The organism is Streptomyces sp. NPDC030893, assembly GCF_055571535.1.
In genome coordinates this window covers 148,508-171,011 of record NZ_JBVIFC010000002.1, presented here as the reverse complement: position 1 = coordinate 171,011, position 22,504 = coordinate 148,508, and the positions used below count along the sequence as shown (strand labels likewise).

Genomic DNA, 22,504 nt, shown 5'->3' with positions numbered 1-22,504 from the left:
CCACACGACGACGGGAACGGTCGTACGTCGATGAGCCCCCGCGCCGGCCGGCCCGGCCCCCACACCCTCGCCTTCGTCGAGAGCCCGGTACAGCTGCTCAACGTGCTGGAGTGGGCGCACGCGCACGCGCCCGGCGTGGGGCTCACCCTCGTGGTGCTGTCCCCGGTCGACCCGATGACCCGCGGCCAGCTGCGCCGGATGGCGGAGCTGGCCCGCGAGGAGGGCCACGAGGTCCGCTGGGAGGAGGCCCGCGCGGGTGCGGCCGCCCCGCTGGGCACCGTCGGCGGGCTGACCGGGCCGCTCCGCCGCGCCACCCGCGTCGTCCTGGGCGACCCCTTCTCGCGCTACGTCCAGCTGCTGCTGACCATCACCCGCGCCCGGGAGATCGTCGTCGTCGACGACGGCACGGCGACCATGGAGTTCGTCGGCCAGCTGGCCCGCGGCGAACGCCTGGTGCGCTGGCACCGCAAGGGCGGCCGACCCGGCCCCCGCGACCTCCTCCTCGCCCCCGTGTCCGCCGCCGCCCGGCGCCGGCTCACCCCGGGCGGGAAGCGCGCCGTGGAGGTCTTCACCGCCATGCCCATGGCGGACACCCCGCCCGGAGTCACCGTCCGCGCCCACACCTTCGCCTGGACCCGGGCCCGCTTCGGCCCGCCCCGGATCACCAAGGGCGCCGACCTGGTCGGCACCTCCCTGGTGGAGACCGGCGTGGTGGACGGCGACGCCTACCTGGAGGCCGTCCGCTCCCTGGCCACGACGCACGGCGCCCGCCGCTACTTCGCGCACCGCCGCGAGAACACCGACAAACTCCACCGGCTCGCGGTCGGGACGGGCCTGGAGATCGTCCGCCCCGAACTCCCCCTGGAGCTGATCGCCCGCCGCGGCCCCATCGGCCGCACCGTCCTCAGCTTCCCCTCCACGGTCGTCCACACCCTGCCCCTCGCCCTGACCGGCACGGACGTGCGCGTGACGGTCTGCGACATCGACCCGGCCTGGCTGACCGGAACGGCCTCCCCGCGCGCCCGGGGCTTCCTGTCCGGGGTGACGGACTCCGCGCGGGGCGTCCACCGGCTGCCGGCGGTGACGGCGCCCGTCCGGCCGTAGGCCCGTCCGGCCCCGCCGGTGTCCGCCAGATGAACCGGTCCGCGTGGGCTGGGCCGAGCGTGGTATCCGTGAAGAGGTGGATGGGTGCCGGAGCCACTGGTGCGACCGTGACCGAAATCACGATCCGGCAGGTCAAGAGGCCTTCACCCCGCGAAAAGAGCGGCCAGTTTACCCATCCCGGTTGACAGCTATGCATAGGGCAGCCGACTTTTCTTCGCCTGACGGGCTGATTTTTCTTGATCGAGGGTCGGTGGTCGGCTCCGGCGCCCTACTCTTCAAAGGGTGAAACCACTGATGTCACTGGAGTCCGAGGTCGACCTCCCCGGTGGAGCGGTGCTCCCCGGAGCGTTGCCCGAGGCCCTGCGTGCCGAGCTCGTCGCCTTCCGCCGCGACCTGCACATGCACCCGGAGCTCGGCAACCAGGAGTTCCGCACCACCGCCGCGATCAAGGAACGTCTGGAGCGGGCCGGCCTGCGGCCGCGCGTACTCTCCAGCGGGACCGGCGTGATCTGTGACATCGGAACCGACGACGAGGCCGGCACCGACGCGGCGATGCTCGCCCTGCGCGCCGACATCGACGGCCTGCCCATCCCGGACATGAAGACCGAGTGCGCCTACCGGTCCACCGTGCCCGACCGCGCCCACGCCTGCGGCCACGACGTGCACACCACCGTCGTGCTCGGCACCGGTCTGGTCCTCGCCGAACTGCACCGCCAGGGCCTGCTGCCCCGCCCCGTGCGGCTGATCTTCCAGCCCGCCGAGGAGGTGCTGCCCGGCGGCGCCGCCGACGTCATCGCGGACGGCGCGCTCGACGGCATCGGCCGGATCCTCGCCGTGCACTGCGACCCCCGCGTCGACGCCGGGAGGATCGGGCTGCGCCAGGGCCCCATCACCTCCGCCTGCGACCGGCTGGAGATCACCCTCGACGGCCCCGGCGGCCACACCGCCCGCCCCCACCTGACCACCGACCTGGTCACCGCCGCCGCCCGCGTCGTCACCGACGTGCCGGCGCTGGTCGGTCGGCGGGTCGACAGCCGCAGCGGACTGGCGGTCACCTGGGGCAGGATCGAGTCCGGCCACGCCCCCAACGTCATCCCGCAGCACGCCGAGATGTCCGGCACCGTGCGCTGCCTGGACCTGGACACCTGGCGGCAGGCACCCGACATCGTGGTCGCCGCCATCGACGAGGTGGCCAACCTGCACCGCGCCAAGTCGGAGATCAACTACGTGCGCGGCGTCCCGCCGGTCGTCAACGAGGCCGGCGCCACCGAGCTGCTGCGCGACGCGATGATCGCCCGGCGCGGGGTCGACTCCGTCGAGGACACGGCGCAGAGCCTCGGCGGCGAGGACTTCTCCTGGTACCTGGAGCGCGTCCCCGGCGCGATGGCCCGCCTCGGCGTCCGCACCCCCGGCGAGCGCACGATCCGCGACCTCCACCAGGGCGACTTCGACGTCGACGAACACGCGATCACGGTCGGCGTGGAACTCTTCACCGCAGCGGCCCTCCTGGACGCGTTGCGCTAGCCACCGGCGGCCTGGTTTCAGCCCTTCCGGCCGCTGAAACCAGCCCCTCCGGCGTTTGAGGAGCGGGGGTCCGGGGGCAGCGCCCCCGGGGACGGGACTGGGAAGGGGCGGCGGGGGCGAAACCCTCGGGCGCGAGCCCACCCGCACCGCCCGCCCAGGTCGGGGGTTGCCCGGGCGGGCGGTGCGTGCGGTGCTGCCCTTGCGCCTCGCAGCGCCCAGGAAGCGGCAGCCATCCGGTTCGGTGCAGGGGCGGCGCTATGCGCCCTGGGTGCCAAGCCCCCGGTAGGGGTTGCCCTCCGCAGGCGTCACCCGCCAATAGGTCTCGACCATGGCCTTGAACTGTCGGTGCGAGGGGTTCAGGCCCGTGTGTTTCAGCGCCCACATCTCCACCGGCTCAGGGGAGCCGTCCGACGCGGGAGCCTCCGCCCCACACGTCATGCACAGGGCGGAATGGATGGCCTGCGGGGCGCCCTCGCCGGTTTCCGGCCCCAGCGCCCACTGAGCCGCTTTGATGATCGAGCGATTGACGTGCTCCCCGCCCTAAAGGACGGGGATTCCAGCCTGGGCCGTCTGGCCCTTCTGGGGGCTTCCTGCTTCACGGCGCGGTGCGGGCACGGGTGCCCGACTTACCTGCGCTCCACAGGCGTTTAGCCTGTCCGCCCGTCCGGCGGCCAGGATGTTGCGTGCGGCGTTGACGTCGCGGTCGTGGACGGTTCCACACTCCTTGCACGTCCATGCGCGGACATGCAGGGGCTTGGGGCCGTCCTTGATCCCGCAGGTCGAGCAGACCTGGGAGGTCGGTTCGAAGCGGCCGATGCGGCCGAAGTACCGTCCGTGCTTGGCGGCCTTGTACTCCAGCATGCCGAGGAACGCGGACCATCCGGCGTCGTGCACGGACTTGGCGAGGCAGGTGCGGGCGAGGCCGGACACCGCGAGGTCTTCCACGTACACCGCTTGGTTGTCGCGGATGATCTTCGTGGATTCCTTGTGGTGCCAGTCTCGGCGCCGGTCCGCTACGCGGGCGTGCTGGCGTGCGACCCTGATGCGGGCCTTGGCCCGGTTCTTGGAGCCCTTGGCCTTGCGGCTGAGGTCCTTCTGCAACCGCTTGAGCTTGCGTTCGGCCCGGCGCAGGAAGCGCGGGGCAGCGATCTTCGTGCCGTCGGAGAGGACCGCGAATGCCGACAGGCCAAGGTCGATACCGGTCTCGCCGGCTGTCTCGGGGAGGAACTCGGGGTCGGTGTCCACGACGAACGAGGCCCAGTACCGGCCGGCCGCGTCCATCGTGACCGTGGCTGAGGTCGGTGCGGCCGGAAGGGGGCGCGACCAGCGCACCCGCAGGTCTCCGACCTTGGCCACGTACAGGCGGCCGTTGTCTCGCAGGCTGAACCCGTTGGCGGTGAGGCGGATGGACTGCCGGTTGTCCCGCTTGGACTTGAACCGGGGCGGCGCGACCTTCGGCCCTTTGCGCTTGCCGGTGACGGAGGAGAAGAAGTTCCGGTAGGCGGTGTGCAGGTCCCTCAGGGACTGCACCAGCACGACGGAGGACACCTCACCCAGCCACGCCCGTTCGTCGGTGCGCTTGGCGGCGGTGATGACCTGCTTCTGGAGGTCGGTGTCCTTGATGTACGGCAGTCCCGCCACGTGGGCTTCCTGACGGGCCCGCAGGCCGTCGTTGAAGACCACGCGGGCGCACCCGAACGCCCTGGCCAGCGCGCGGCGCTGGGCGGGCTCGGGGTACACGCGGAAGTTGTACCGGAGCTGCACGACCGTGACCCTACCATTTGGTCTATGACTACCGAGGGCGAGTACAGGCGTGGCAGGCACGTGGTTTCGGCGATGCACGTTCATTTGGTCTTCGTGACCAAATACCGGCGCGGCGTGTTCAACGACGACATGCTGACCGTGTGTGAGGCGACCATGCGGAAGGTGTGCGAGGACTTCGAGGCCGAGCTGGTCGAGTTCAACGGCGAGGACGACCACGTGCACCTGCTCGTGCACTACCCGCCGAAGGTCGCCGTATCGAGCCTCGTGAACAGCCTCAAGGGCGTCTCCGCCCGCATCCTGCGCCGGGACTTCACCGGCCGCGTGAACCGGGCGATCATGCACGGGCATTTCTGGTCACCGTCCTACTTCGCCGCCTCGTGCGGCGGTGCCCCGCTCACGGTGGTGCGGCAGTACATCGAGCAGCAGCGCCGTCCGCTGTAGCTTCGCTCTGCGGACCGTTCCGGCTTACCCCGCCCTGAAGGACGGGGCTTGCACCGGCACCATCCGGTCACCGTTCCCCCCGGCTCCGCGCGTTGGCCTCCGCCACCTGGGCGCGCATCTTGTCGGCTGCCCGTGCCCGGCAACACGGGCAGGCGCAGGGCGGAAACCCGCTGAAAAGGTCCGGCACCTTCGGAGGCTTGACCGTTCGCAATGGCCGGACCTGGGTGCGTACGCCTGTCCGCGGATTGATCCGATAGACCTCGATCGTCATCGTCACCGGACGTCCCCCCAGGGGTGCGCCCAGGGCCCTGCCCAGGGTGCTGCCGGGGTGTCTGCGCGATTGTTCCTGGGCGAGGCGGAGCTCAGGCGCGCCACATAGGGCCGGACAAGAGCGCCTGTCGGCTCCCAGGCTTCCTTTGCCTCCCAGTCGCGGAACGGCTCCGGGAGAGCCGGGCGCACCTTCGCGCGGAGCCTGCGCACGGTGATCAGCCTCGCCCCCAACACGTGGGGACAAGGCGAGAGTCGGGCCCTGCGAGGCGTAGCGGGGGTTGCGTGCCGCCTGTGCCTGCCGGGGGTGCGCGGTCCAAAGAGAACCGCCCTCACCCATTCGAGTGCCTGCGTGATAAGCATGGACTGTTGACGCTCCTAGATCAGCGTTGGCCACGCCCCCGGTCCGTTCGCGCGGTCGCGGGGGTCCTTCCGTCCGGCCACACTTCCGCGCGGCATGCAGGCTGCACCACGGCAGAAATGCTGCATTTGGGCGGCAGGAAGGCTGCAGGCGCTACGCTGACCAGGGCAGACGGCATCCCGGACGGAGTGCGGGCATGGCAGCAAAGCGGCACCGGCTGGCGCAACGCCGGAAGGCGAGCGGGTACACACAGGAACAGCTCGCGGACGCCCTGAGCGTCGACCGCACCACGGTGCAGCGCTGGGAACGGGGCGAGGCAGACCCCCAGCCGCATCAACGACCGAAGATGGCAAAGCTCTTGCGGCTCACGTCCAAAGAGCTTGATGAATTGCTGGCGGCAGATGTTCTGCCCGCTGCCATTGCACGCAATGGGATATCCCCCACTACGCCGGCCGACGATGATGAGATGGCCGCTTGGGAGTTGTCTCGGCGCGTGCAAGCCAGCGACGTGGGGTCCGAAACGCTCACCCGATTAGAGCGCGCCTTCGATGAGTTGGCGACGGCTTATCCGGCCACTTCTCCGACCGAACTCTTGGAGCGAGTACGGAAACACTCTGCATACGTCGTGCGACTACTCGACGCGCGCAAGACGCTTGCAGAGCACCGCCGGTTGCTCATCGTAGGGGGTTGGCTGTCTCTACTTGGGGCAACCTTGCATATCGACCTGAAACAGGAACATGCGGCAACGGCCGGACTGCAAGCTGCGGTTACTCTCGCACGGCAGGCGGAACACCCAGAAATCGAAGCATGGTGCTTTGAAACCGACGCGTGGCGTGTCCTCACGGATGGCGACTACGTGCACGCGCTTGAGCTGTCTCTAGCCGCTCAGAATGTCGCACCCAAGGGGACGTCTGCCCTTATTCAGGCGACCGCCCAGGAAGGGCGCGCACGCGCGAGGCTTGGTCACGCGAAAGAGACATACACAGCTCTCGACCGGGTACAGAAGATGGCTGCAAAGCTCGAAATTCCGGAGCGTCCGACAGAGCATCACTACCAATACGACCCGGCAAAGTGTCTCGCCTACACGGCAACGACCCTCGCATGGTTGGGTGACGCTGCCGCGGAGCCGTACGCGCGTGAGGTGATCGCGCGCCTGAGTCCGTCGAACGACGTCAGTAAATGGCCACGTCGTGTGGCTTCCGCGAACATCGATCTGGCGCTGGTGCTGCTCGCAGGAAACCGCCTTGATGAAGCCTGCGATTCCGTCCAGAGAGCCATACTGAGTGGTCGAGTAGTGCCCTCGAATCATTGGCGAGCACTGGAAGTCGTCAAGGTGGTTGAGGCTAAGCAACTACCGGAGGCGCCCGATTTGCGCGAGGCGTACGAGGGTTTAAAGGCTATCGGTGCCTGAGCGATGTCCTGTAATTCCTGCTCGAATCTGCGCAGGCTCCCATCTGGGACTGGTGCCAGCCCGATGTCTGGAGTGGCGGGGTCAGTTGCAGTCGGATGGGTCTTCCGGCAGGTGGTCGATGTGGCGTTGAAGGGTGCGCGGTGGCCGGTGAGTGGTGGCCTGCCAGAGCGGCGGCGTGAGCACACGGCGTTCCCGGCGCCGCAGGCCCCAGCACTGGCGGTGGCGTAGGTGATCCCGCTCACGACTCACCACCCCCAGAGGTCGCTCCGCGGCGTGCTTGAATCACCGGGTGATCGACTGGTCCGCACTCCACGACGCCTACGGCCCGGCACATGCGATACCCGGGCTGCTGGACCGAGCCATCGGTCGTGACCAGGAGGCCATCGACAGGCTTTGGGGGCGCTTGTGCCACCAGGGGACGATCACCCCGGCGAGCATCGCCGCACTGCCGCAGCTGGCGGACATCGCGAAGACCCAGGGCGCCGGGGACTGGGCGCTCGATCTGGCCGGAGCCATAGCGGGTGGCCTCCTCCAACCACACGGCGCCGACGAAGAAGTCGCACGCCGTGAGGAGACCTTGGCCGAGCTTCGCGCCCTGGCCGCCGCCCGGCTGCGGTCTGGCCTGGACGGGAAGATCTACCTGAGCAGACTGCGGGCCATGCTCGCGTTCGACGGCCAGCCCTTGTGGTTCGAGACCCTGGACGACTTCACCGATTCCTTCGTCACTGTCGCTTGTCCGCACTGTGACGCACCGGTGACGATCGCAATCGGCGACTACGGCTGCTACTCCTCGATCCGCGACTGGAATCTGGGAGATGTCCACCAGGTCCCGCTCCGGCCAGCCGGCCCGTACGAGCTGACCGGCACCGGGAGGATGTTGCACGAGACGGCCGTACGGGATGGCCAGCAACGGCTCGCCTGGGGCCTGACGCACCTGTTCGGCCAGGCGGAATGCCCAGGATGCGGGAGCGACTTCGGCATCGCAGACGAATACGCAGCCACCAATGCACCCGCCCCATGGGACTTCGCCCGAGGCCACACCAAGGACGCTCTCTGATGACCACCTGCAGGGCACTCGAAATCGAACAGTGAGCTCGTGCCCGCTGTCCAGACTTGACGGCTTGGTGCCGTGAGGTGCCTGGACAGCCCCGTTCCCCGGGCTGAACCCTCGCACTTTCGGCAAGCTGGTGACGGCGCTGCGGCGCCAGGGCGCGGCCACGGTCCGCAAGGGCCGGCGGTGGAGCCTCAGTGTTGTTTCGTGATCGGCGGCTCTGTCGGTGCTTCCTCATACGCTGCTGTGCATGGGGTATGAACTGCACATCACGCGGCGTGAAGACTGGTGGGACGAGGGGGGCGCTGAGATCAGTCGGCAGGAGTGGGAGTCCGCTGTTGCGGCCGATCCCGATCTGGTCATGCAGCCCATCCCTGATGGCTGGCCTGGCGATGCCTTTTCCTCGGCTTTGATGACGACGGGGTCGGGACGGGGGGACGGGATCGAGGCGCTGCACTGGGACCGGGGCCTGGTCAGCGCCAAGCACCCGAGCGACGTGTTGATCGCCAAGATGTGCGAGCTTGCCAGGCTCTTGGGGGCTCGGGTACTAGGCGACGACGGTGAGTGCTACGGCAGTTGAGCGCGGTCACCGCGAGACGGTCAACGGCTGTGTGGACCCTTGAAGATCGTGCTGTGGCCGCGGGCCACAGCACAGATGCAGTCCCTTGGCGGGCGATGTTCGACCAGGCCACAAAAACAGCGGAGAGCCCCGCTACTGCGATTGGGCCTGGATCGATATCGGCGCTGACGGTCACCGCCACCTACTGATCTGAACAAGCTGCTGGCCTGGTCGGCCTGGCGCAGGCTCCACCAGGCCACAGCTCGCAGGAGCCGTTGCCGACGACGGATCTTCCCTTCGAGCGAAGCCGAGAGTGGGGGAGGGAAGGGGCGGCGGGGGCGAAGCCCACGGACGCGAGCCGCCTCACCCCTCACCGTGCCCCACCCCCACCGCCCCCTCCCGCTTGCGCCCCGCACGGGGCAGGCGCACCGTGGGCCCTGTGCAAGCCCCCGCACCAGCCATCGGCACGAATGGGTAACGCCCCACGGAACCCCGTTCCCAGGAGTTTCTACGCGCGTTAATGTGCGCCGAACCGAGCGCCCGCTGCGGGGCTTTGGAGAATGGGGACTTCAGATGCGTCGGATATCCACACTGACCCGCGCCGCGGTGGGGGTCGCCTCGCTCGCACTCGCCGCCACCGCCTGCGGCGGCACCAGCAGCGACAGCAACGACAGCGGCGGCTCCAAGGAAGACCTCGGCGTCGCCATCGCGTACGACATCGGCGGCAAGGGCGACCAGTCCTTCAACGACGCCGCCTACGCGGGCCTGACCAAGGCCAAGGACGAGTTCGGCTACAAGACCGCGGACGTCGAGCCCACCGAGGGCGAGACCGACGCGGACAAGGAGCAGCGCCTGTCCTCGCTGGCGAAGCAGGGCTACAACCCCGTCATCGGCGTCGGCTTCGCCTACGGTCCCGCCATGGAGGCCGTGGCCGCGAAGTACCCGGACACCACCTTCGGCATCGTCGACTCCGTCGTCGAGGGCGACAACGTCGCCTCCCTCGTCTTCGCCGAGGAGCAGGCCTCCTACCTCGCCGGTGTCGCCGCCGCCAAGGCCACCAAGACCAAGACCGTCGGTTTCGTGGGCGGTGTGGACATCCCGCTGATCCACAAGTTCCAGGCCGGCTACGAGCAGGGGGTCAAGGACACCGACCCCGCGGTCAAGGTGATCCCGCAGTACCTGACGCAGACCGCGGAGGAGGGCGGCTTCTCCAGCCCGGACAAGGGCAAGGCCGCGGCCGAGGGCCAGATCGAGAAGAAGGCCGACGTCATCTACCAGGCGGCCGGTCTGTCCGGTCAGGGCGTCATCGAGGCCGCCGCCAACGCGAAGGTGTGGGCGATCGGCGTCGACTCCGACCAGTACCAGCAGGAAGCCCTCGCCCCGTACAAGGAGTTCATCCTCACCTCCGCCCTCAAGGACGTCGGCGGCGCGGTGTACGCCCTGTCCAAGTCGGTTCAGGACGACAAGCCGCTGACCGGCACCCAGGTGTTCGACCTGAAGGTGAACGGCGTCGGCCTCTCCGAGAGCAACCCGAAGATGGCCGAGGTCGCCGGCCTGACGGACGCCGTGGCCAAGGCCAAGGAAGGCATCATCGACGGCTCGATCCAGGTCAGGACCGAGTAGTACCGAGCACGGCACATCCGTTTCGGAGCGGGCGGGACCCCAGGGTTCCCGCCCGCTCCGCCGTGCCCGCCCGCTCCGCCGTGCCCGCCCGCTCCGCCGTGTCCGAAGCGAGGCCGTGCCCGCCCCGCCCCGCCCACCCACAGCCGCTCACCCACAGCCACCCCCCGTCAGCGGTAGGCAAGGCCGTGACCACGGCTCGGAGCCGGGTTGGGCACGGGCGCATAACAAGGTGGACAGAAGGGGTTTTCAGGCAGGTCTACGCGCGTTAATCTGCGGCGAAGCCAGCGCCGTAGCTGAACCGTCCCGGCGCTTTGTACGACTAGGAGCACCACACATGCGCCGGATTTCCCGGATCACGGTCGCAGGCGCAGCGACCGCCTCCCTGGCCCTCGTCCTCTCCGCCTGCGGCGGCACCTCCACCTCCTCGGGTTCCTCCGACTCGAAGGGCGGCGACAAGGGCCTCGCCATCGCCTACGACGTCGGCGGCCGCGGCGACCAGTCCTTCAACGACGCCGCCTTCGCCGGCCTGGACCTGGCGAAGAAGGAGTTCGGCTACGAGACGGCCGACGTCGAGCCCACCGACGGCGAGACGGACGCCGACAAGGAGCAGCGCCTGTCCTCGCTGGCGAAGCAGGGCTACAACCCGGTCATCGGGGTCGGCTACGCGTACGCCGCCGCCGTGAAGGGTGCTGCCGAGAAGTACCCGGACACCACCTTCGGCATCGTCGACGACGCCACGGTCGAGGCCGACAACGTGGCCGACCTGGTCTTCTCCGAGGAGCAGGCCTCCTACCTCGCCGGTGTCGCCGCCGCCCAGAGCACCAAGACGAACGTGGTCGGTTTCGTGGGCGGTGTGGACATCCCGCTGATCCACAAGTTCCGCGCCGGTTACGAGCAGGGTGTCAAGGACACCAACCCCAAGGTCAAGGTCATCTCGCAGTTCCTGACCCAGACCGCGGAGGAGGGCGGCTTCTCCAGCCCGGACAAGGGCAAGTCCGCCGCCGAGGGCCAGATCGAGAAGAAGGCCGACGTCGTCTACGCGGCCGCCGGTCTGTCCGGTCAGGGTGTCATCGAGGCCGCCGCCGCCAACAAGGTGTGGGCGATCGGCGTCGACTCCGACCAGTACAAGCAGGAAGCCCTCGCGAAGTACAAGGACTCGATCCTCACCTCGGCGATGAAGGACGTCGCCAAGGCGGTGTACAACCTGGCGAAGTCGGTCGAGGACGGCAAGCCGGCGACCGGTATCGTCAAGGGCGATCTGAAGACGGGTGAGGTGAGCCTGTCGAACTCCAACCCGAAGTTCGCGGACGACGCCGAGCTCCAGGAAGCCATCAACACGGCCAAGGAGAAGATCATCAGCGGCGAGATCAAGGTCAAGTCGAGCTGAGCAACCTTCCGAACCACCGCGGGGTCGCGACCGCTCGACGGGGTACGGGGAGCCAGGCTCCCCGTACCCCGTCGGCCGAGGGTGCCACCCCTATGTATGCCGTAGGGGCGCTACGCGCGTAGACGGCCCCCGTCCCCAGGAGTGTGCGTCATCAACGCGTCCAGCAGCCCTCCGGCCGGAGCGGCGGTCAACGATTCGGTGACCGCCGTGGAGCTCGCCGGGATCACCAAGCGCTTCCCCGGTGTCGTCGCCAACCACGACATCCACCTCACCGTCCGCAAGGGCACCGTCCACGCCCTCGTCGGTGAGAACGGCGCCGGCAAGTCGACCCTGATGAAGATCCTCTACGGCATGCAGAAGCCGGACGAGGGCACCATCACGGTCCACGGCGAGCAGGTGAGCTTCTCGTCGCCCGCCGACGCCATCGCCCGCGGCATCGGCATGGTGCACCAGCACTTCATGCTCGCCGACAACCTCACCGTCCTCGAGAACGTCGTCCTCGGCAGCGAGAAGCTCTACGGCATCGGCGCCCGCGCCCGCCGCAAGATCAAGGAGCTCTCCGACCGCTACGGCCTCGGCGTCCGCCCCGACGTGCTGATGGAGGAGCTCGGCGTCGCCGCCCGCCAGCGCGTGGAGATCCTCAAGGTCCTCTACCGCGGCGCCACCACCCTGATCCTCGACGAGCCCACCGCCGTCCTCGTCCCGCAGGAGGTCGACGCGCTCTTCGACAACCTGCGCGAGCTCAAGGCCGAGGGCCTGTCGGTCATCTTCATCTCCCACAAGCTGGGCGAGGTCCTCTCCGTCGCCGACGAGATCACCGTCATCCGCCGCGGCACCACCGTCGGCACCGCGGTCCCCGCCGAGACCACCCCGCGCCAGCTCGCCGAGCTGATGGTCGGCAGCGAACTGCCGACGCCCCAGACCGCCGAGTCCACGGTCACCGACCGCCCCGTCATCACCGTCGACAAGCTGCGCCTGGCCGCCCCCGGCGGCAAGGCCCTCCTCGACGACATCACGTTCACCATCCACGAGGGCGAGATCCTCGGCATCGCCGGCGTCGAGGGCAACGGCCAGACCGAACTCGTCGACGCCCTCATCGGCCTGCGCCACGCCGACTCCGGCGTCATCCGGATGGCCGACGAGGAGATCACCGCCTGGCCCACCCGCAGGCGCCGCGAGCAGGGCATCGGCTACATCCCCGAGGACCGCCACCGCCACGGCCTGCTCCTCGAAGCCCCGCTCTGGGAGAACCGCATCCTCGGCCACGTCACCGAGAAGCCCAACGCCAAGGGCGTCTGGCTGGACCCGAAGGCCGCCCAGGAGGACACCCGCCGCATCGTGCGGACGTACGACGTCCGCACCCCCGGCATCGACGTCACCGCGGCCTCCCTGTCCGGCGGCAACCAGCAGAAGCTGATCGTCGGCCGCGAGATGAGCCACAAGCCGCGCTTCCTGATCGCCGCCCACCCCACCCGCGGTGTGGACGTCGGCGCGCAGGCCGCCATCTGGGACCACATCCGCGAGGCCCGCCGCGAAGGACTCGCCGTGCTGCTGATCTCCGCCGACCTCGACGAGCTCATCGGCCTGTCCGACACCCTCCGGGTGATCTACGACGGCAAGCTGGTCGCGGACGCCGACCCCGCGACGATCACTCCGGAGGAACTCGGCACCGCCATGACCGGCGCCGCCGAGGGCCACCTCGAACACGACGAGACCCCCGAGACACCGGCCGGCCCGTCCGAGTCCGCCGCGTCTCCGGAAGACGAGGCCCGCTGATGAAGAAGTTCGACAAGGAGCGCCTGCTCCTCGCGGTGGCCGGGCCGGTCATCGCGCTGGCCGTGGCCTTCGTGCTCAGCGCGATCGTGCTGCTCGCCTCCGGCAAGAACCCGGTCGAGCCGTTCGCCCTCATGTTCGAGCAGGCCGGTTTCTCGGACATCCAGGTCCTGATCATCAACCAGGCGTCGATGTACTACATCGCGGCCCTCGCGGTCGCCATCGGCTTCCGGATGAACCTGTTCAACATCGGCGTCGACGGTCAGTACCAGCTCGGCGCCATGATGGCCGCCATCGTCGGCGCCCATGCCGCCCTGCCCTCCGCCCTGCAGATCCCGCTGCTGCTCCTCACGGCCGTATTGACCGGCGCCTTCTGGGCCGGCATCGCCGGTGTCCTCAAGGTCACCCGGGGCGTCAGCGAGGTCGTCGCGACGATCATGCTCAACGCGATCGCGACCTCCGTCATCGGCTACCTGTGGCTGCCCACCGTCTTCGGCGTCAAGGTCGGCAACAACAACACCACCGGCGAGATGAACGAGTCCGGCTGGATCCCCGGCATCGGCATGGGCGAGGCGGGCGAGATCTACGGCCTGGTCATCCTCGCCGTCCTGCTCGGCATCGCCTACTGGGTCGTCCTCAACCGCACCCGCTTCGGCTTCGACCTGCGCGCCTCCGGCGCCTCGGAGTCCGCCGCCTCCGCCAGCGGCGTCGACCCCAAGCGCATGGTCCTCACCGCCATGCTGCTCTCCGGCGCCATCGCCGGCCTCGCGGGCCTGCCGATCCTCCTCGGCGACTCCCACACGTACAACCTCAACTTCCCCACCGGTATCGGCTTCCTCGGTATCGGCATCGCCCTCCTCGGCCGCAACAGCCCGGTCGGCATCGCCTTCGCCGCCCTGCTGTGGGCCTGGCTCGACAAGGCCTCCCCCGAGCTGGACTTCCACGGCTACGACAAGGAGATCGCGGTCATCATGCAGGGCCTGATCGTCCTCTCGGTCGTCGTCTCCTACGAGGCCGTCCGCGAGTGGGGCCTGCGCCGCCAGCAGCGCCGGGTCGGCGCCGAACTCGCCGCCGGTCACGTCCTGGGCGCCGACAACAACACCACGAAGGAGGTGGCCGGCCGATGACCGCTCCGACCACAGCGACCGACGTCAACCAGCCGTCGCTCGAGCACACACCGCCGACCGGCCGCCGTATGTCGTGGCCCGTCCTGGCCCTGGTCATCGCCGGAGCCCTGGCCCTGGTCTCGGCCGTGCGCCTGATCACCGGCGCCGACGGCATCACCAACGTCAGCCAGATGTCCACCGCCCTCCAGCTCGCCGTCCCGATCGGCCTCGCCGGCCTCGGCGGTCTGTGGGCCGAACGCGCGGGCGTCGTCAACATCGGCCTCGAAGGCATGATGATCATGGGCACCTGGTTCGGTGCCTGGGCCGGATTCCAGTGGGGCCCGTGGACCGGCATCGTCGTCGGCCTCATCGGCGGCGCGCTCGGCGGTCTGCTGCACGCGATCGTCACCGTCACCTTCAACGTCAACCACATCGTCTCCGGTGTGGCCATCAACATCCTCGCCCTCGGCGCCACCCGCTACCTCGCCCCGCTGGCCTTCGAGGGCCACCAGGGCGGCTCCGCCAAGCAGTCCCCGGCGGTCGACTCCCTCGGCCACTTCACCGTGCCCGGACTGTCCGACTGGCTCAGCGACCTCAACGACCAGGGCTGGTTCTTCGTCTCCGACATCGCCGGCCTGCTCGGCGGACTGGTCACCGACGTCTCCTGGCTGACCCTGATCGCCATCGCCCTCGTCCCCGCCTCCTGGTGGATCCTGTGGCGCACCGCGTTCGGCCTGCGGCTGCGCTCCTGCGGCGAGAACCCGGTCGCCGCCGAGTCCCTCGGCGTCAACGTCTACAAGTACAAGTACCTCGCCGTGATCATCTCCGGCGCCCTGGCCGGCCTCGGCGGCGTCTTCCTGTCCATCGTGGCCAACCCCTTCTACCTGGAGGGCCAGGTCAGCGGCCGCGGCTTCATCGGCCTCGCCGCGATGATCTTCGGCAACTGGATGCCGGGCGGCCTCGCCATCGGCGCCGGGCTCTTCGGCTACACCGACAGCCTCAACCTGCGCGGCGGCTCCGCCAACGTGCACGCCCTGCTGCTCCTCGGCGCGCTGCTGCTGCTCATCGGCGCGATCTGGCTCGTCGTCCGCAAGAAGTACGTCCACGCCGCGATCACCCTCGTCATCGGCGGCCTCGTCTTCGCCTGGTACGCCGGCACCAACGAGGTCCCCAACCAGGTCGTCGCCGCCACGCCGTACGTCATCACCCTCGTCGTGCTCGCCCTCTCCGCCCAGCGGCTGCGCATGCCCCGGGCCAACGGCATGCCGTACCGGAAGGGACAGGGCAAGTGACCGGCGCCGACTGGGAGGCGCTGCGCGCGGTGGCACGGGAGGTCATGACCCACGCGTACGTCCCCTACTCGGGCTACCGGGTCGGCGTCGCCGCCCTGGTCGACGACGGGCGCACGGTCTCCGGCTGCAACGTGGAGAACGCCTCGTACGGGCTCGGACTGTGCGCCGAGTGCGGCATGGTCTCCGAGCTGCACCGCACCGGAGGCGGCCGGCTCACGCACTTCACCTGCGTGGACGGAAACGGCGACATCCTCGTCCCGTGCGGCCGCTGCCGCCAGCTGCTGTACGAGTTCGGCGGCCCCGGACTCCTGCTGGACACCCCGGCGGGCATCCTGCCGCTCTCCGAGATGCTGCCCCAGGCCTTCGGCCCCCAGCACCTCACCAAGTGATTCCCGTGCGGCCCCTCCGGCCGGCTGTCGATACCGTCGATACGTCGGCCGGAGGGGCCGCACCCTTCGCACCTTCGGAAGGAAGGCCGGCCATGGCCATGGACGTCATCTCCGTCATCCGCACCAAGCGGGACCGCGGCGAACTCGGCGACGAGCAGATCGACTGGGTGATCGACGCGTACACCCGCGGGGAGGTGGCCGACGAGCAGATGTCGGCGCTCGCCATGGCGATCCTCCTGAACGGCATGAACCGTGGCGAGATCGCCCGCTGGACGGCCGCGATGATCGCCTCCGGCGAGCGCATGGACTTCTCCTCCCTGTCCCGCCCCACCGCCGACAAGCACTCCACCGGCGGCGTCGGCGACAAGATCACCCTCCCGCTGGCCCCGCTCGTCGCCGCCTGCGGCGCGGCCGTCCCGCAGCTGTCCGGCCGCGGCCTCGGCCACACCGGCGGCACCCTCGACAAGCTGGAGGCCATCCCCGGCTGGCGCGCCCTGCTCTCCAACGAGGAGATGCTGTCCGTGCTGGACGACGTCGGCGCGGTCATCTGCGCGGCGGGCGACGGTCTGGCCCCCGCGGACAAGAAGCTGTACGCGCTCCGGGACGTCACCGGCACGGTCGAGGCGATCCCGCTGATCGCCTCCTCGATCATGTCGAAGAAGATCGCCGAGGGCACCGGCTCCCTGGTCCTCGACGTGAAGGTCGGCACCGGCGCCTTCATGAAGACGATCGACGACGCCCGCGAACTGGCCCGCACCATGGTCGGCCTGGGCACCGACTCCGGGGTGAGGACGGTCGCCCTGCTCACCGACATGTCCACCCCGCTCGGCCTGACCGCCGGCAACGCGCTGGAGGTCCGCGAGTCGGTCGAGGTCCTGGCCGGCGGCGGCCCGGCGGACGTCGTCGAACTCACCCTCGCCCTGGCCCGCGAGATGCTGGACGCGGCCGGCCTGAAGGACGCCGACCCGGCGAAGGCCCTCGCCGACGGCTCGGCGATGGACGTCTGGCGCCGCATGATCGCGGCCCAGGGCGGCGACCCCGACGCGGAACTGCCGGTGGCCCGCGAGCAGCACGTGGTCAAGGCCCCGGCCTCCGGAGTCCTGACCCGCGTCGACGCCTACGACATCGGCGTCGCCGCCTGGCGCCTCGGCGCGGGCCGCGCCCGCAAGGAGGACCCCGTGCAGGCGGGCGCGGGCGTGGAGCTCCACGCCAGGCCCGGCGACACCGTGACCGAGGGCCAGCCCCTCCTCACCCTCCACACCGACACCCCGGACCGCTTCGACTACGCCCTCCAGGCGGTCGCGGGTTCCTACGACATCGCCGCCCCCGGCACGGACTTCACGGCGACCCCCGTCGTCCTGGAACGCATCGCCTGACCAGCGCTTTCCCCGATCGGGTGAACGGGACCGGTGGACCCCGCCGGTCCCGTTCGGCATACGGCACCGGTGGGCGGCGGCGTCCCGCCCGAGCGACTCACCGTGAGGTGGCCGCCCGCGATGAGTTACGCGGCCCTCGCCGGTCTACCGGTCGTGGACGCCATGACACCGCCCGTACTCGTGCTCAGCGGCCCCCTCACCCGGGACGAGGTGAACGGGCCGTGCGACGCGCTGCGTGCGCTGCTGGACAGCGGGGGCGGGGGCGGCGGCTCGGATGCCGGTGTGGTCGTCTGTGACGTCGGCGGGCTGGGGCCGCCCGGTCTCGCCGCCGTGAACCTCCTCGCCCGGCTGCAGCTCACCGCCCGCCGCGGCGGGGGCCGCATACGCCTGCGTGATCCCTCCCCGGCGCTATGCGCCCTGCTCGACCTCGTCGGCCTCCGCTTCGAGATGGAGGGGCAGCCCGAACAGCGGGAACCACCGCTTGGTGTCCAGGAAGCAGTGGAACCCGGTGATCCGGCCGTCTGAGATCTCCAGCACCTGGACCGCCCACGGAACGAAACCCCCGCTCTCCGGGTCCGGCTTGTACTGGGCGAACCCCGGCAGTCCGTTGACCTGCACCGGCACCAGCCGCGAACCCGCGCACGGGGCGCCCAGGGTCGTCATGAAGCCGGTGATGTCGCCGGCACCGGTCAGCCACAGGTCGAACGGCGGCATCGTCATGATGGCGTCCTCGTGCAGCAGCGCCGTCAGCGCCGACATGTCGTAGCCCTCGAACGCCGCCACATAGCGGTCGAGCAGCTTCTGCTGCCCCTCGTCCAGCGGGTCGGACACCGACGCCTCGGCGCCCGGCTGCCGCCGCTCCGCGAGCGTCGCCCGGGCCCGCTGGAGCGCGCTGTTCACCGACGCGACCGACGTGCCCAGCAGCTCGGCGACCTCGCTCGCCTTCCACGCCAGCACCTCGCGCAGGATCAGCACCGCACGCTGCTTGGCCGGCAGCTGCTGGAGCGCGGCCATGAACGCGAGCCGCACCGACTCCTTCGCGACGGCGGCCTCCGCCGGATCGGCGGGCGTGGGCAGCACCCGGGAGTCGGGCATCGGCTCCAGCCAGGTGCTGTCCGGGCGGGGGGACAGCGCGGCCTGCGCCAGCGGCGTGGACTCCGTCAGGTCCATCGGGCGGGCCCGCTTGTTGCCCGCCGTGAGCATGTCCAGGCACACGTTGGTCGCGATGCGGTAGAGCCACGAGCGCAGGCTGGAGCGGCCCTCGAACGTGGCGTAGCTGCGCCAGGCGCGGATCATGGTGTCCTGCACCGCGTCCTCCGCCTCGAAGGACGAGCCGAGCATCCGGTAGCAGTAACCGGTCAGTTCGACCCGGTACTGCTCCAGCCTGGCGTCCAGGTCGGTCGTTGTCGCCGTGCCGTTCGTCATCGTCCACCCACCCCAAGTGGTGTCGTCGTGGTCACCACTTCGGAAGCTACCGCAGCCCACTGACAACGGCCCGGCGAGCGGGTGAAGCAGCAGGTCGGGACCGGTGGAGGCGGACGTGGGGACCGCGCGGGACAACCGGCCGCCGACGCCGGAGCACGTCCTGACAGGGTGTGCCCATGGACATGGACATGGACAAGGACATGGACGCCGTGGTTCCGGGATTCATCAGGTCGGTGGAGGACAGCGCGGTGGTGAGCGCCCGCGCGAACAGCTGGATCGCGGACGAGCTCTACTCCTACCCGCCCGAGCGGCTCGACCGGGTCGGCGATCTCGTGGTGGCCGGCGGCGAACTCTCCTGGTTCAACCCCGAACACACCCGGCAAGGCGGTTTCGTCCACCGGGTGCCGGACGGGACGTATCCCGTCTACGCGGCCGGTGTCCTGCTCGACCACTACGTCGACGCGCCGGCCCGCCACTGCGTGGAGCTGCTCTTCATCCCGCTCGTCGCCGCGGATCGCCTCACGGCGCCGCGCTGGAGCTGGGGCTACAACGGGGTCGCCCAGCAACTGGAGGACTACGCCTGTCTGATGAGCGAGCGCGCGTGCCGGGTGACGCGGGAGGATCCGCAGCACGAGGCGATCGTCAGGGCGAGGGAGGCAGTGCTGTCCGACGGGGCACGCACCCGGAGCGACAACCGGTCCGACGAAGTCGTCGATCCGGAGACCGGCGCCAACGTGCTCACCTTCCCGGTGGAAGGCGGCCGGGTGTGCGGCTTCGAGGCCCGCGACGAAGCCGACGAACTCCTCGCCGTCCTCCTCATCTGCCAGCCCGACTAGCACGAACCCGCCCCGGCCCGCCGGGCCTCCCTCTTCCGTCCGCGACGGCATCGGACCCGCCCCGCACCGGCGATCCACTTTGCGACGATCCGTCCCCGGGGGCTTTGCCACCGTGGCCCCGCCCGGTGACCCGTGCGGGGCGTCGACCCGAGAACCGCCGCCGTGCCGCTCGGGTCGGTGGTGGCAGGGGCGGGGTGGCCTCTGCCGTGTTCCCGTTCTGTCGCCCGCTGTGGCGGGGTGGGCGTCCGGCCGTCGTGTTCCGGCGGTCAGGGCGTTGGGGTGCGTGCGGGGTGCTGGATTGAGTCGCTCCGCCGCTCGGCCGTGGGTCGGTGGTGGCAGGGGTGGGGTGGACTCTGCTGTGTTCCCGTTCTGTCGCCCGCTGTGGCGGGGTGGGCGTCCGGCCGTCGTGTTCCGGCGGTCACGGTGTCGGGTGCCGGTCCGAGGGGCGCGCCGTCCCGCCGGGGGACGGCCGGGCGGCGCGGTCTCTCAGGCCGTCGCGAGGCGGCGTTCCGTACGGGCCGCGCGGGTGCCGGCCAGGGTGATCGCCGTGACGCCGGCCACCGCCACCAGCCCGACCGCCACCGTTCCGCCCCAGCCCGCCGCGTGGAACGCCAGCGCACCCACCGTGCTCCCCGCGCTCGACCCGACGTAGTACGCGGACTGGTACAGCGCGGCAGCCTGCGCACGCCCCCGCGTCGCCGTCCTGCCCACCGCCGACGACGCCACCGCGTGCCCCGCGAAGAATCCGGCCGTGATCAGCACCAGCCCCAGCAGCACCATCGGCAGCGACCCGGCCAGCGACAGCACCAGCCCCACCGCCGCGGTCCCCCCGCCCGCGTACAGCGCGCCCCGGCGCCCCAGCCGCCCCACCAGCCGCCCGGCGGTCGAAGCGGACACCGTGCCCACCAGGTACACCAGGAAGATCGACCCGACCACGCCCTGCGGCAGTGAGAACGGCGCCTCGGTCAGCCGGTATCCGATGACCGTGTACACACCACCGAACACCGTCATGAACAGCGCACCGATCGCGAACAGCCGCCGCAGCAGCGGATCGCCCAGATGACGGCGGACCGTACCGGCCAGCACGCGCGGCCGCAGCGAGCCCGCACGGAAGTGCTTCGGCGCCGGCAGCAGCAGCCGGAACGCCACCGCGCACGCCACCGCGATCACCCCGATCACCGCGACGGCGACCCGCCAGCCCCACTCCTGCGCCACCCAGCCGGTGATCACCCGGCCGCTCATCCCGCCGACACTGTTGCCGGCGACGAACAGCCCGATCGCCGTCACCAGGGCCCTGGGCGTGACCTCCTCCGCCAGATACGCGGTCGCCGACGCGGGCAGCCCGGCCAGGGCCGCGCCCTGCAGCGCCCGCAGCGCCACCAGCGCGCCCAGCGACGGGGCGAACGGCACCAGCAGCCCCACCGTGACCGCGACGGCGAGCGAGACCGTCATGACGGTGCGCCGTCCGAAGCGCTCCGACAGCGCGCTCATCGGCAGCACGAACAGCGCCAGACCACCGGTCGCCGCCGACACTGTCCAGCTGGCGTCGCTCGCGCTCACCGCCAGGTCGCCGGAGATCAGCGGCAGCAGCGCCTGGGTGGAGTAGAGCAGCGCGAAGGTCGCGACGCCCGCGAGGAACAGGGCGAGACTCATCCGGCGGTAGCCGGGACCGCCCGGAGACATCCGGGTCTCGGAGACGGGCGGCGGGGCGGAGGGAACGGATGCGACGGCGCCCACGCTGGTGGACGCCCCGGTACTGGCGGGAGTCATGCACTCGAAGCTACGGACGCTCCCGCTCATCCGTCCAATGCATGGAATCGCCATAATCGTTCCCATGGAGCATCAGCAGAGGTCATGGAGTCGGCTGTCACAGACCGGTGACACACAAGACACGGAAGACATGGCGCGGCTGCTCGCCCCCCGCCTCGCCTACTTCGCCGGCGTCGCCCGCACCGAGCACGTCACCCGCGCCGCCCAGGAGATGCAGGTGCCGCAGTCCACCCTCTCCCGGGCCATCGTCCGCCTCGAAGAGGACCTGGGCGTCGACCTGTTCGCCCGTCACGGCCGCACCGTCTCCCTGACCCCGGCCGGCCGGACCTTCCTCACGTCCGTCGAGCGCGCCCTCGCCGAGATCGAGCGCGCCGCCGACGACGTGCGCGCCGACGCCGACCCCGCGACCGGCAAGGTCGCCTTCGGTTTCCTGCACACCATGGGCGCCGAGACCGTGCCGGGCCTGCTGCACGCCTTCCGCGCCGACCATCCGCGCATCCGCTTCAGCCTCGTCCAGAACTACGGCGAGGCCATGCTGGAGCGCCTCCGCGCGGGTGACCTCGACCTGTGTCTGACCTCCCCGGTGCCCGACGCCCCCGACCTCGTCGCCCGCCGCCTCGACGAGCAGAAGCTGCGCCTGGTCGTCCCCGCCGACCACCGCCTCGCCGGCCGCCGCCGCATCCGCCTCGCCGAGGCCGCCGAGGAGAACTTCGTGACCCTGGAACCCGGTTACGGCCTGCGCCGCATCACCGACGACCTCTGCGCCCAGGCCGGCTTCAAACCGCGTATCGCCTTCGAGGGGGAGGAGGCGGAGACCCTGCGCGGCCTGGTGGCGGCCGGCCTGGGCGTGGCGCTCCTCCCGCCGCCGCCCTTCCCCCGCCCCGGAGTCGTCGAACTGACGGTCACGGCCCCGAGGGCCGCCAGAGAGATCGGCGTCGCATGGCTCGCCGGCCACCCGGACACACCCCCCGTGGCCGCCTTCAAGAAGTTCCTGCTCTCGAAGAGAGGCACACTGCTCCCCACCTAGCGTCGCGCCGACGGCGGT

Annotated in this window: 20 protein-coding genes and 1 pseudogene; 17 read left to right on the top strand and 4 right to left on the bottom strand. The window is 70.4% G+C overall.

Annotated elements, in window-relative coordinates:
* Nucleotides 1-30 precede the first annotated feature (30 nt).
* Entirely contained in the window at nucleotides 31-1,104 is a 1,074-nt protein-coding gene (locus ACZ434_RS05490; protein WP_468452105.1) for a hypothetical protein, read from the top strand.
* A 294-nt stretch (nucleotides 1,105-1,398) separates the two neighbouring features.
* The gene (locus ACZ434_RS05485; RefSeq protein ID WP_468452909.1) at nucleotides 1,399-2,628 is read left to right on the top strand and encodes a M20 family metallopeptidase; all 1,230 of its coding nucleotides are present in this window, start codon (nucleotides 1,399-1,401) and stop codon (nucleotides 2,626-2,628) included.
* A 255-nt stretch (nucleotides 2,629-2,883) separates the two neighbouring features.
* On the opposite strand, the gene ACZ434_RS05480 is transcribed toward ACZ434_RS05485, so the two are convergent.
* Both ACZ434_RS05480 and ACZ434_RS05475 read right to left on the bottom strand, forming a co-directional pair.
* Nucleotides 2,884-3,141 (bottom strand): DUF7848 domain-containing protein, encoded by a 258-nt coding sequence (locus ACZ434_RS05480; RefSeq protein WP_468452907.1) that lies wholly within the window; start codon nucleotides 3,139-3,141, stop codon nucleotides 2,884-2,886.
* A 27-nt stretch (nucleotides 3,142-3,168) separates the two neighbouring features.
* Entirely contained in the window at nucleotides 3,169-4,392 is a 1,224-nt protein-coding gene (locus ACZ434_RS05475) for an RNA-guided endonuclease InsQ/TnpB family protein (protein WP_468452103.1), read from the bottom strand.
* A 24-nt stretch (nucleotides 4,393-4,416) separates the two neighbouring features.
* Between ACZ434_RS05475 and tnpA the strand changes: the two genes are divergently transcribed.
* The 13 genes and pseudogenes from tnpA to ACZ434_RS05410 all read left to right on the top strand — a co-directional run bounded on the left by tnpA (nucleotide 4,417) and on the right by ACZ434_RS05410 (nucleotide 17,953).
* Nucleotides 4,417-4,833: an IS200/IS605 family transposase gene (gene tnpA, locus ACZ434_RS05470; RefSeq protein ID WP_468452101.1), complete on the top strand. Its 417-nt coding sequence runs from the start codon at nucleotides 4,417-4,419 to the stop codon at nucleotides 4,831-4,833.
* Nucleotides 4,834-5,657: 824 nt separating this feature from the next.
* On the top strand, nucleotides 5,658-6,872 hold the full coding sequence (locus tag ACZ434_RS05465) for a helix-turn-helix domain-containing protein (protein WP_468452099.1): 1,215 nt from the start codon (nucleotides 5,658-5,660) through the stop codon (nucleotides 6,870-6,872).
* A gap of 289 nt (nucleotides 6,873-7,161) precedes the next feature.
* On the top strand, nucleotides 7,162-7,929 hold the full coding sequence (locus ACZ434_RS05460; RefSeq protein ID WP_468452097.1) for a hypothetical protein: 768 nt from the start codon (nucleotides 7,162-7,164) through the stop codon (nucleotides 7,927-7,929).
* Nucleotides 7,930-8,032: 103 nt separating this feature from the next.
* A pseudogene (locus tag ACZ434_RS05455) lies at nucleotides 8,033-8,125 on the top strand (IS5/IS1182 family transposase); the annotation flags it as partial.
* Nucleotides 8,126-8,173: 48 nt separating this feature from the next.
* A complete protein-coding gene (locus tag ACZ434_RS05450) occupies nucleotides 8,174-8,503 on the top strand; it encodes a hypothetical protein (RefSeq protein ID WP_468452095.1) in 330 nt (109 codons plus the stop codon).
* A gap of 552 nt (nucleotides 8,504-9,055) precedes the next feature.
* A complete protein-coding gene (locus ACZ434_RS05445; RefSeq protein WP_468452093.1) occupies nucleotides 9,056-10,105 on the top strand; it encodes a BMP family lipoprotein in 1,050 nt (349 codons plus the stop codon).
* Nucleotides 10,106-10,439: 334 nt separating this feature from the next.
* Entirely contained in the window at nucleotides 10,440-11,492 is a 1,053-nt protein-coding gene (locus ACZ434_RS05440) for a BMP family lipoprotein (RefSeq protein WP_468452091.1), read from the top strand.
* Between the two features lie 198 nt (nucleotides 11,493-11,690).
* Nucleotides 11,691-13,268, top strand: a complete 1,578-nt coding sequence (locus ACZ434_RS05435; protein ID WP_468452089.1) for an ABC transporter ATP-binding protein — start codon at nucleotides 11,691-11,693, stop codon at nucleotides 13,266-13,268.
* A complete protein-coding gene (locus ACZ434_RS05430) occupies nucleotides 13,268-14,392 on the top strand; it encodes an ABC transporter permease (protein ID WP_468452087.1) in 1,125 nt (374 codons plus the stop codon). Before ACZ434_RS05435 ends, ACZ434_RS05430 begins: the two co-directional genes overlap by 1 nt.
* Nucleotides 14,389-15,663, top strand: a complete 1,275-nt coding sequence (locus tag ACZ434_RS05425) for an ABC transporter permease (RefSeq protein WP_468452085.1) — start codon at nucleotides 14,389-14,391, stop codon at nucleotides 15,661-15,663. Before ACZ434_RS05430 ends, ACZ434_RS05425 begins: the two co-directional genes overlap by 4 nt.
* Complete coding sequence (locus tag ACZ434_RS05420) at nucleotides 15,660-16,052, top strand: cytidine deaminase (RefSeq protein ID WP_468452083.1); 393 nt, start codon at nucleotides 15,660-15,662, stop codon at nucleotides 16,050-16,052. Before ACZ434_RS05425 ends, ACZ434_RS05420 begins: the two co-directional genes overlap by 4 nt.
* Nucleotides 16,053-16,150: 98 nt before the next feature.
* Nucleotides 16,151-17,428 (top strand): thymidine phosphorylase, encoded by a 1,278-nt coding sequence (locus tag ACZ434_RS05415; RefSeq protein WP_468452905.1) that lies wholly within the window; start codon nucleotides 16,151-16,153, stop codon nucleotides 17,426-17,428.
* A gap of 120 nt (nucleotides 17,429-17,548) precedes the next feature.
* On the top strand, nucleotides 17,549-17,953 hold the full coding sequence (locus tag ACZ434_RS05410) for an STAS domain-containing protein (RefSeq protein ID WP_468452081.1): 405 nt from the start codon (nucleotides 17,549-17,551) through the stop codon (nucleotides 17,951-17,953).
* On the opposite strand, the gene ACZ434_RS05405 is transcribed toward ACZ434_RS05410, so the two are convergent.
* Complete coding sequence (locus ACZ434_RS05405; RefSeq protein ID WP_468452079.1) at nucleotides 17,837-18,853, bottom strand: sigma-70 family RNA polymerase sigma factor; 1,017 nt, start codon at nucleotides 18,851-18,853, stop codon at nucleotides 17,837-17,839. The genes ACZ434_RS05410 and ACZ434_RS05405 overlap by 117 nt on opposite strands.
* Before the next feature lie 176 nt (nucleotides 18,854-19,029).
* Here ACZ434_RS05405 and ACZ434_RS05400 point away from each other — a divergent pair, with 176 nt between their 5' ends.
* The gene (locus tag ACZ434_RS05400) at nucleotides 19,030-19,689 is read left to right on the top strand and encodes a hypothetical protein (RefSeq protein ID WP_468452077.1); all 660 of its coding nucleotides are present in this window, start codon (nucleotides 19,030-19,032) and stop codon (nucleotides 19,687-19,689) included.
* Nucleotides 19,690-20,175: 486 nt separating this feature from the next.
* Here ACZ434_RS05400 and ACZ434_RS05395 read toward each other — a convergent pair whose 3' ends face one another.
* A complete protein-coding gene (locus tag ACZ434_RS05395) occupies nucleotides 20,176-21,459 on the bottom strand; it encodes an MFS transporter (RefSeq protein WP_468452075.1) in 1,284 nt (427 codons plus the stop codon).
* A gap of 64 nt (nucleotides 21,460-21,523) precedes the next feature.
* Between ACZ434_RS05395 and ACZ434_RS05390 the strand changes: the two genes are divergently transcribed.
* Nucleotides 21,524-22,486 (top strand): LysR family transcriptional regulator, encoded by a 963-nt coding sequence (locus ACZ434_RS05390; RefSeq protein WP_468452073.1) that lies wholly within the window; start codon nucleotides 21,524-21,526, stop codon nucleotides 22,484-22,486.
* Nucleotides 22,487-22,504: the final 18 nt, after the last annotated feature.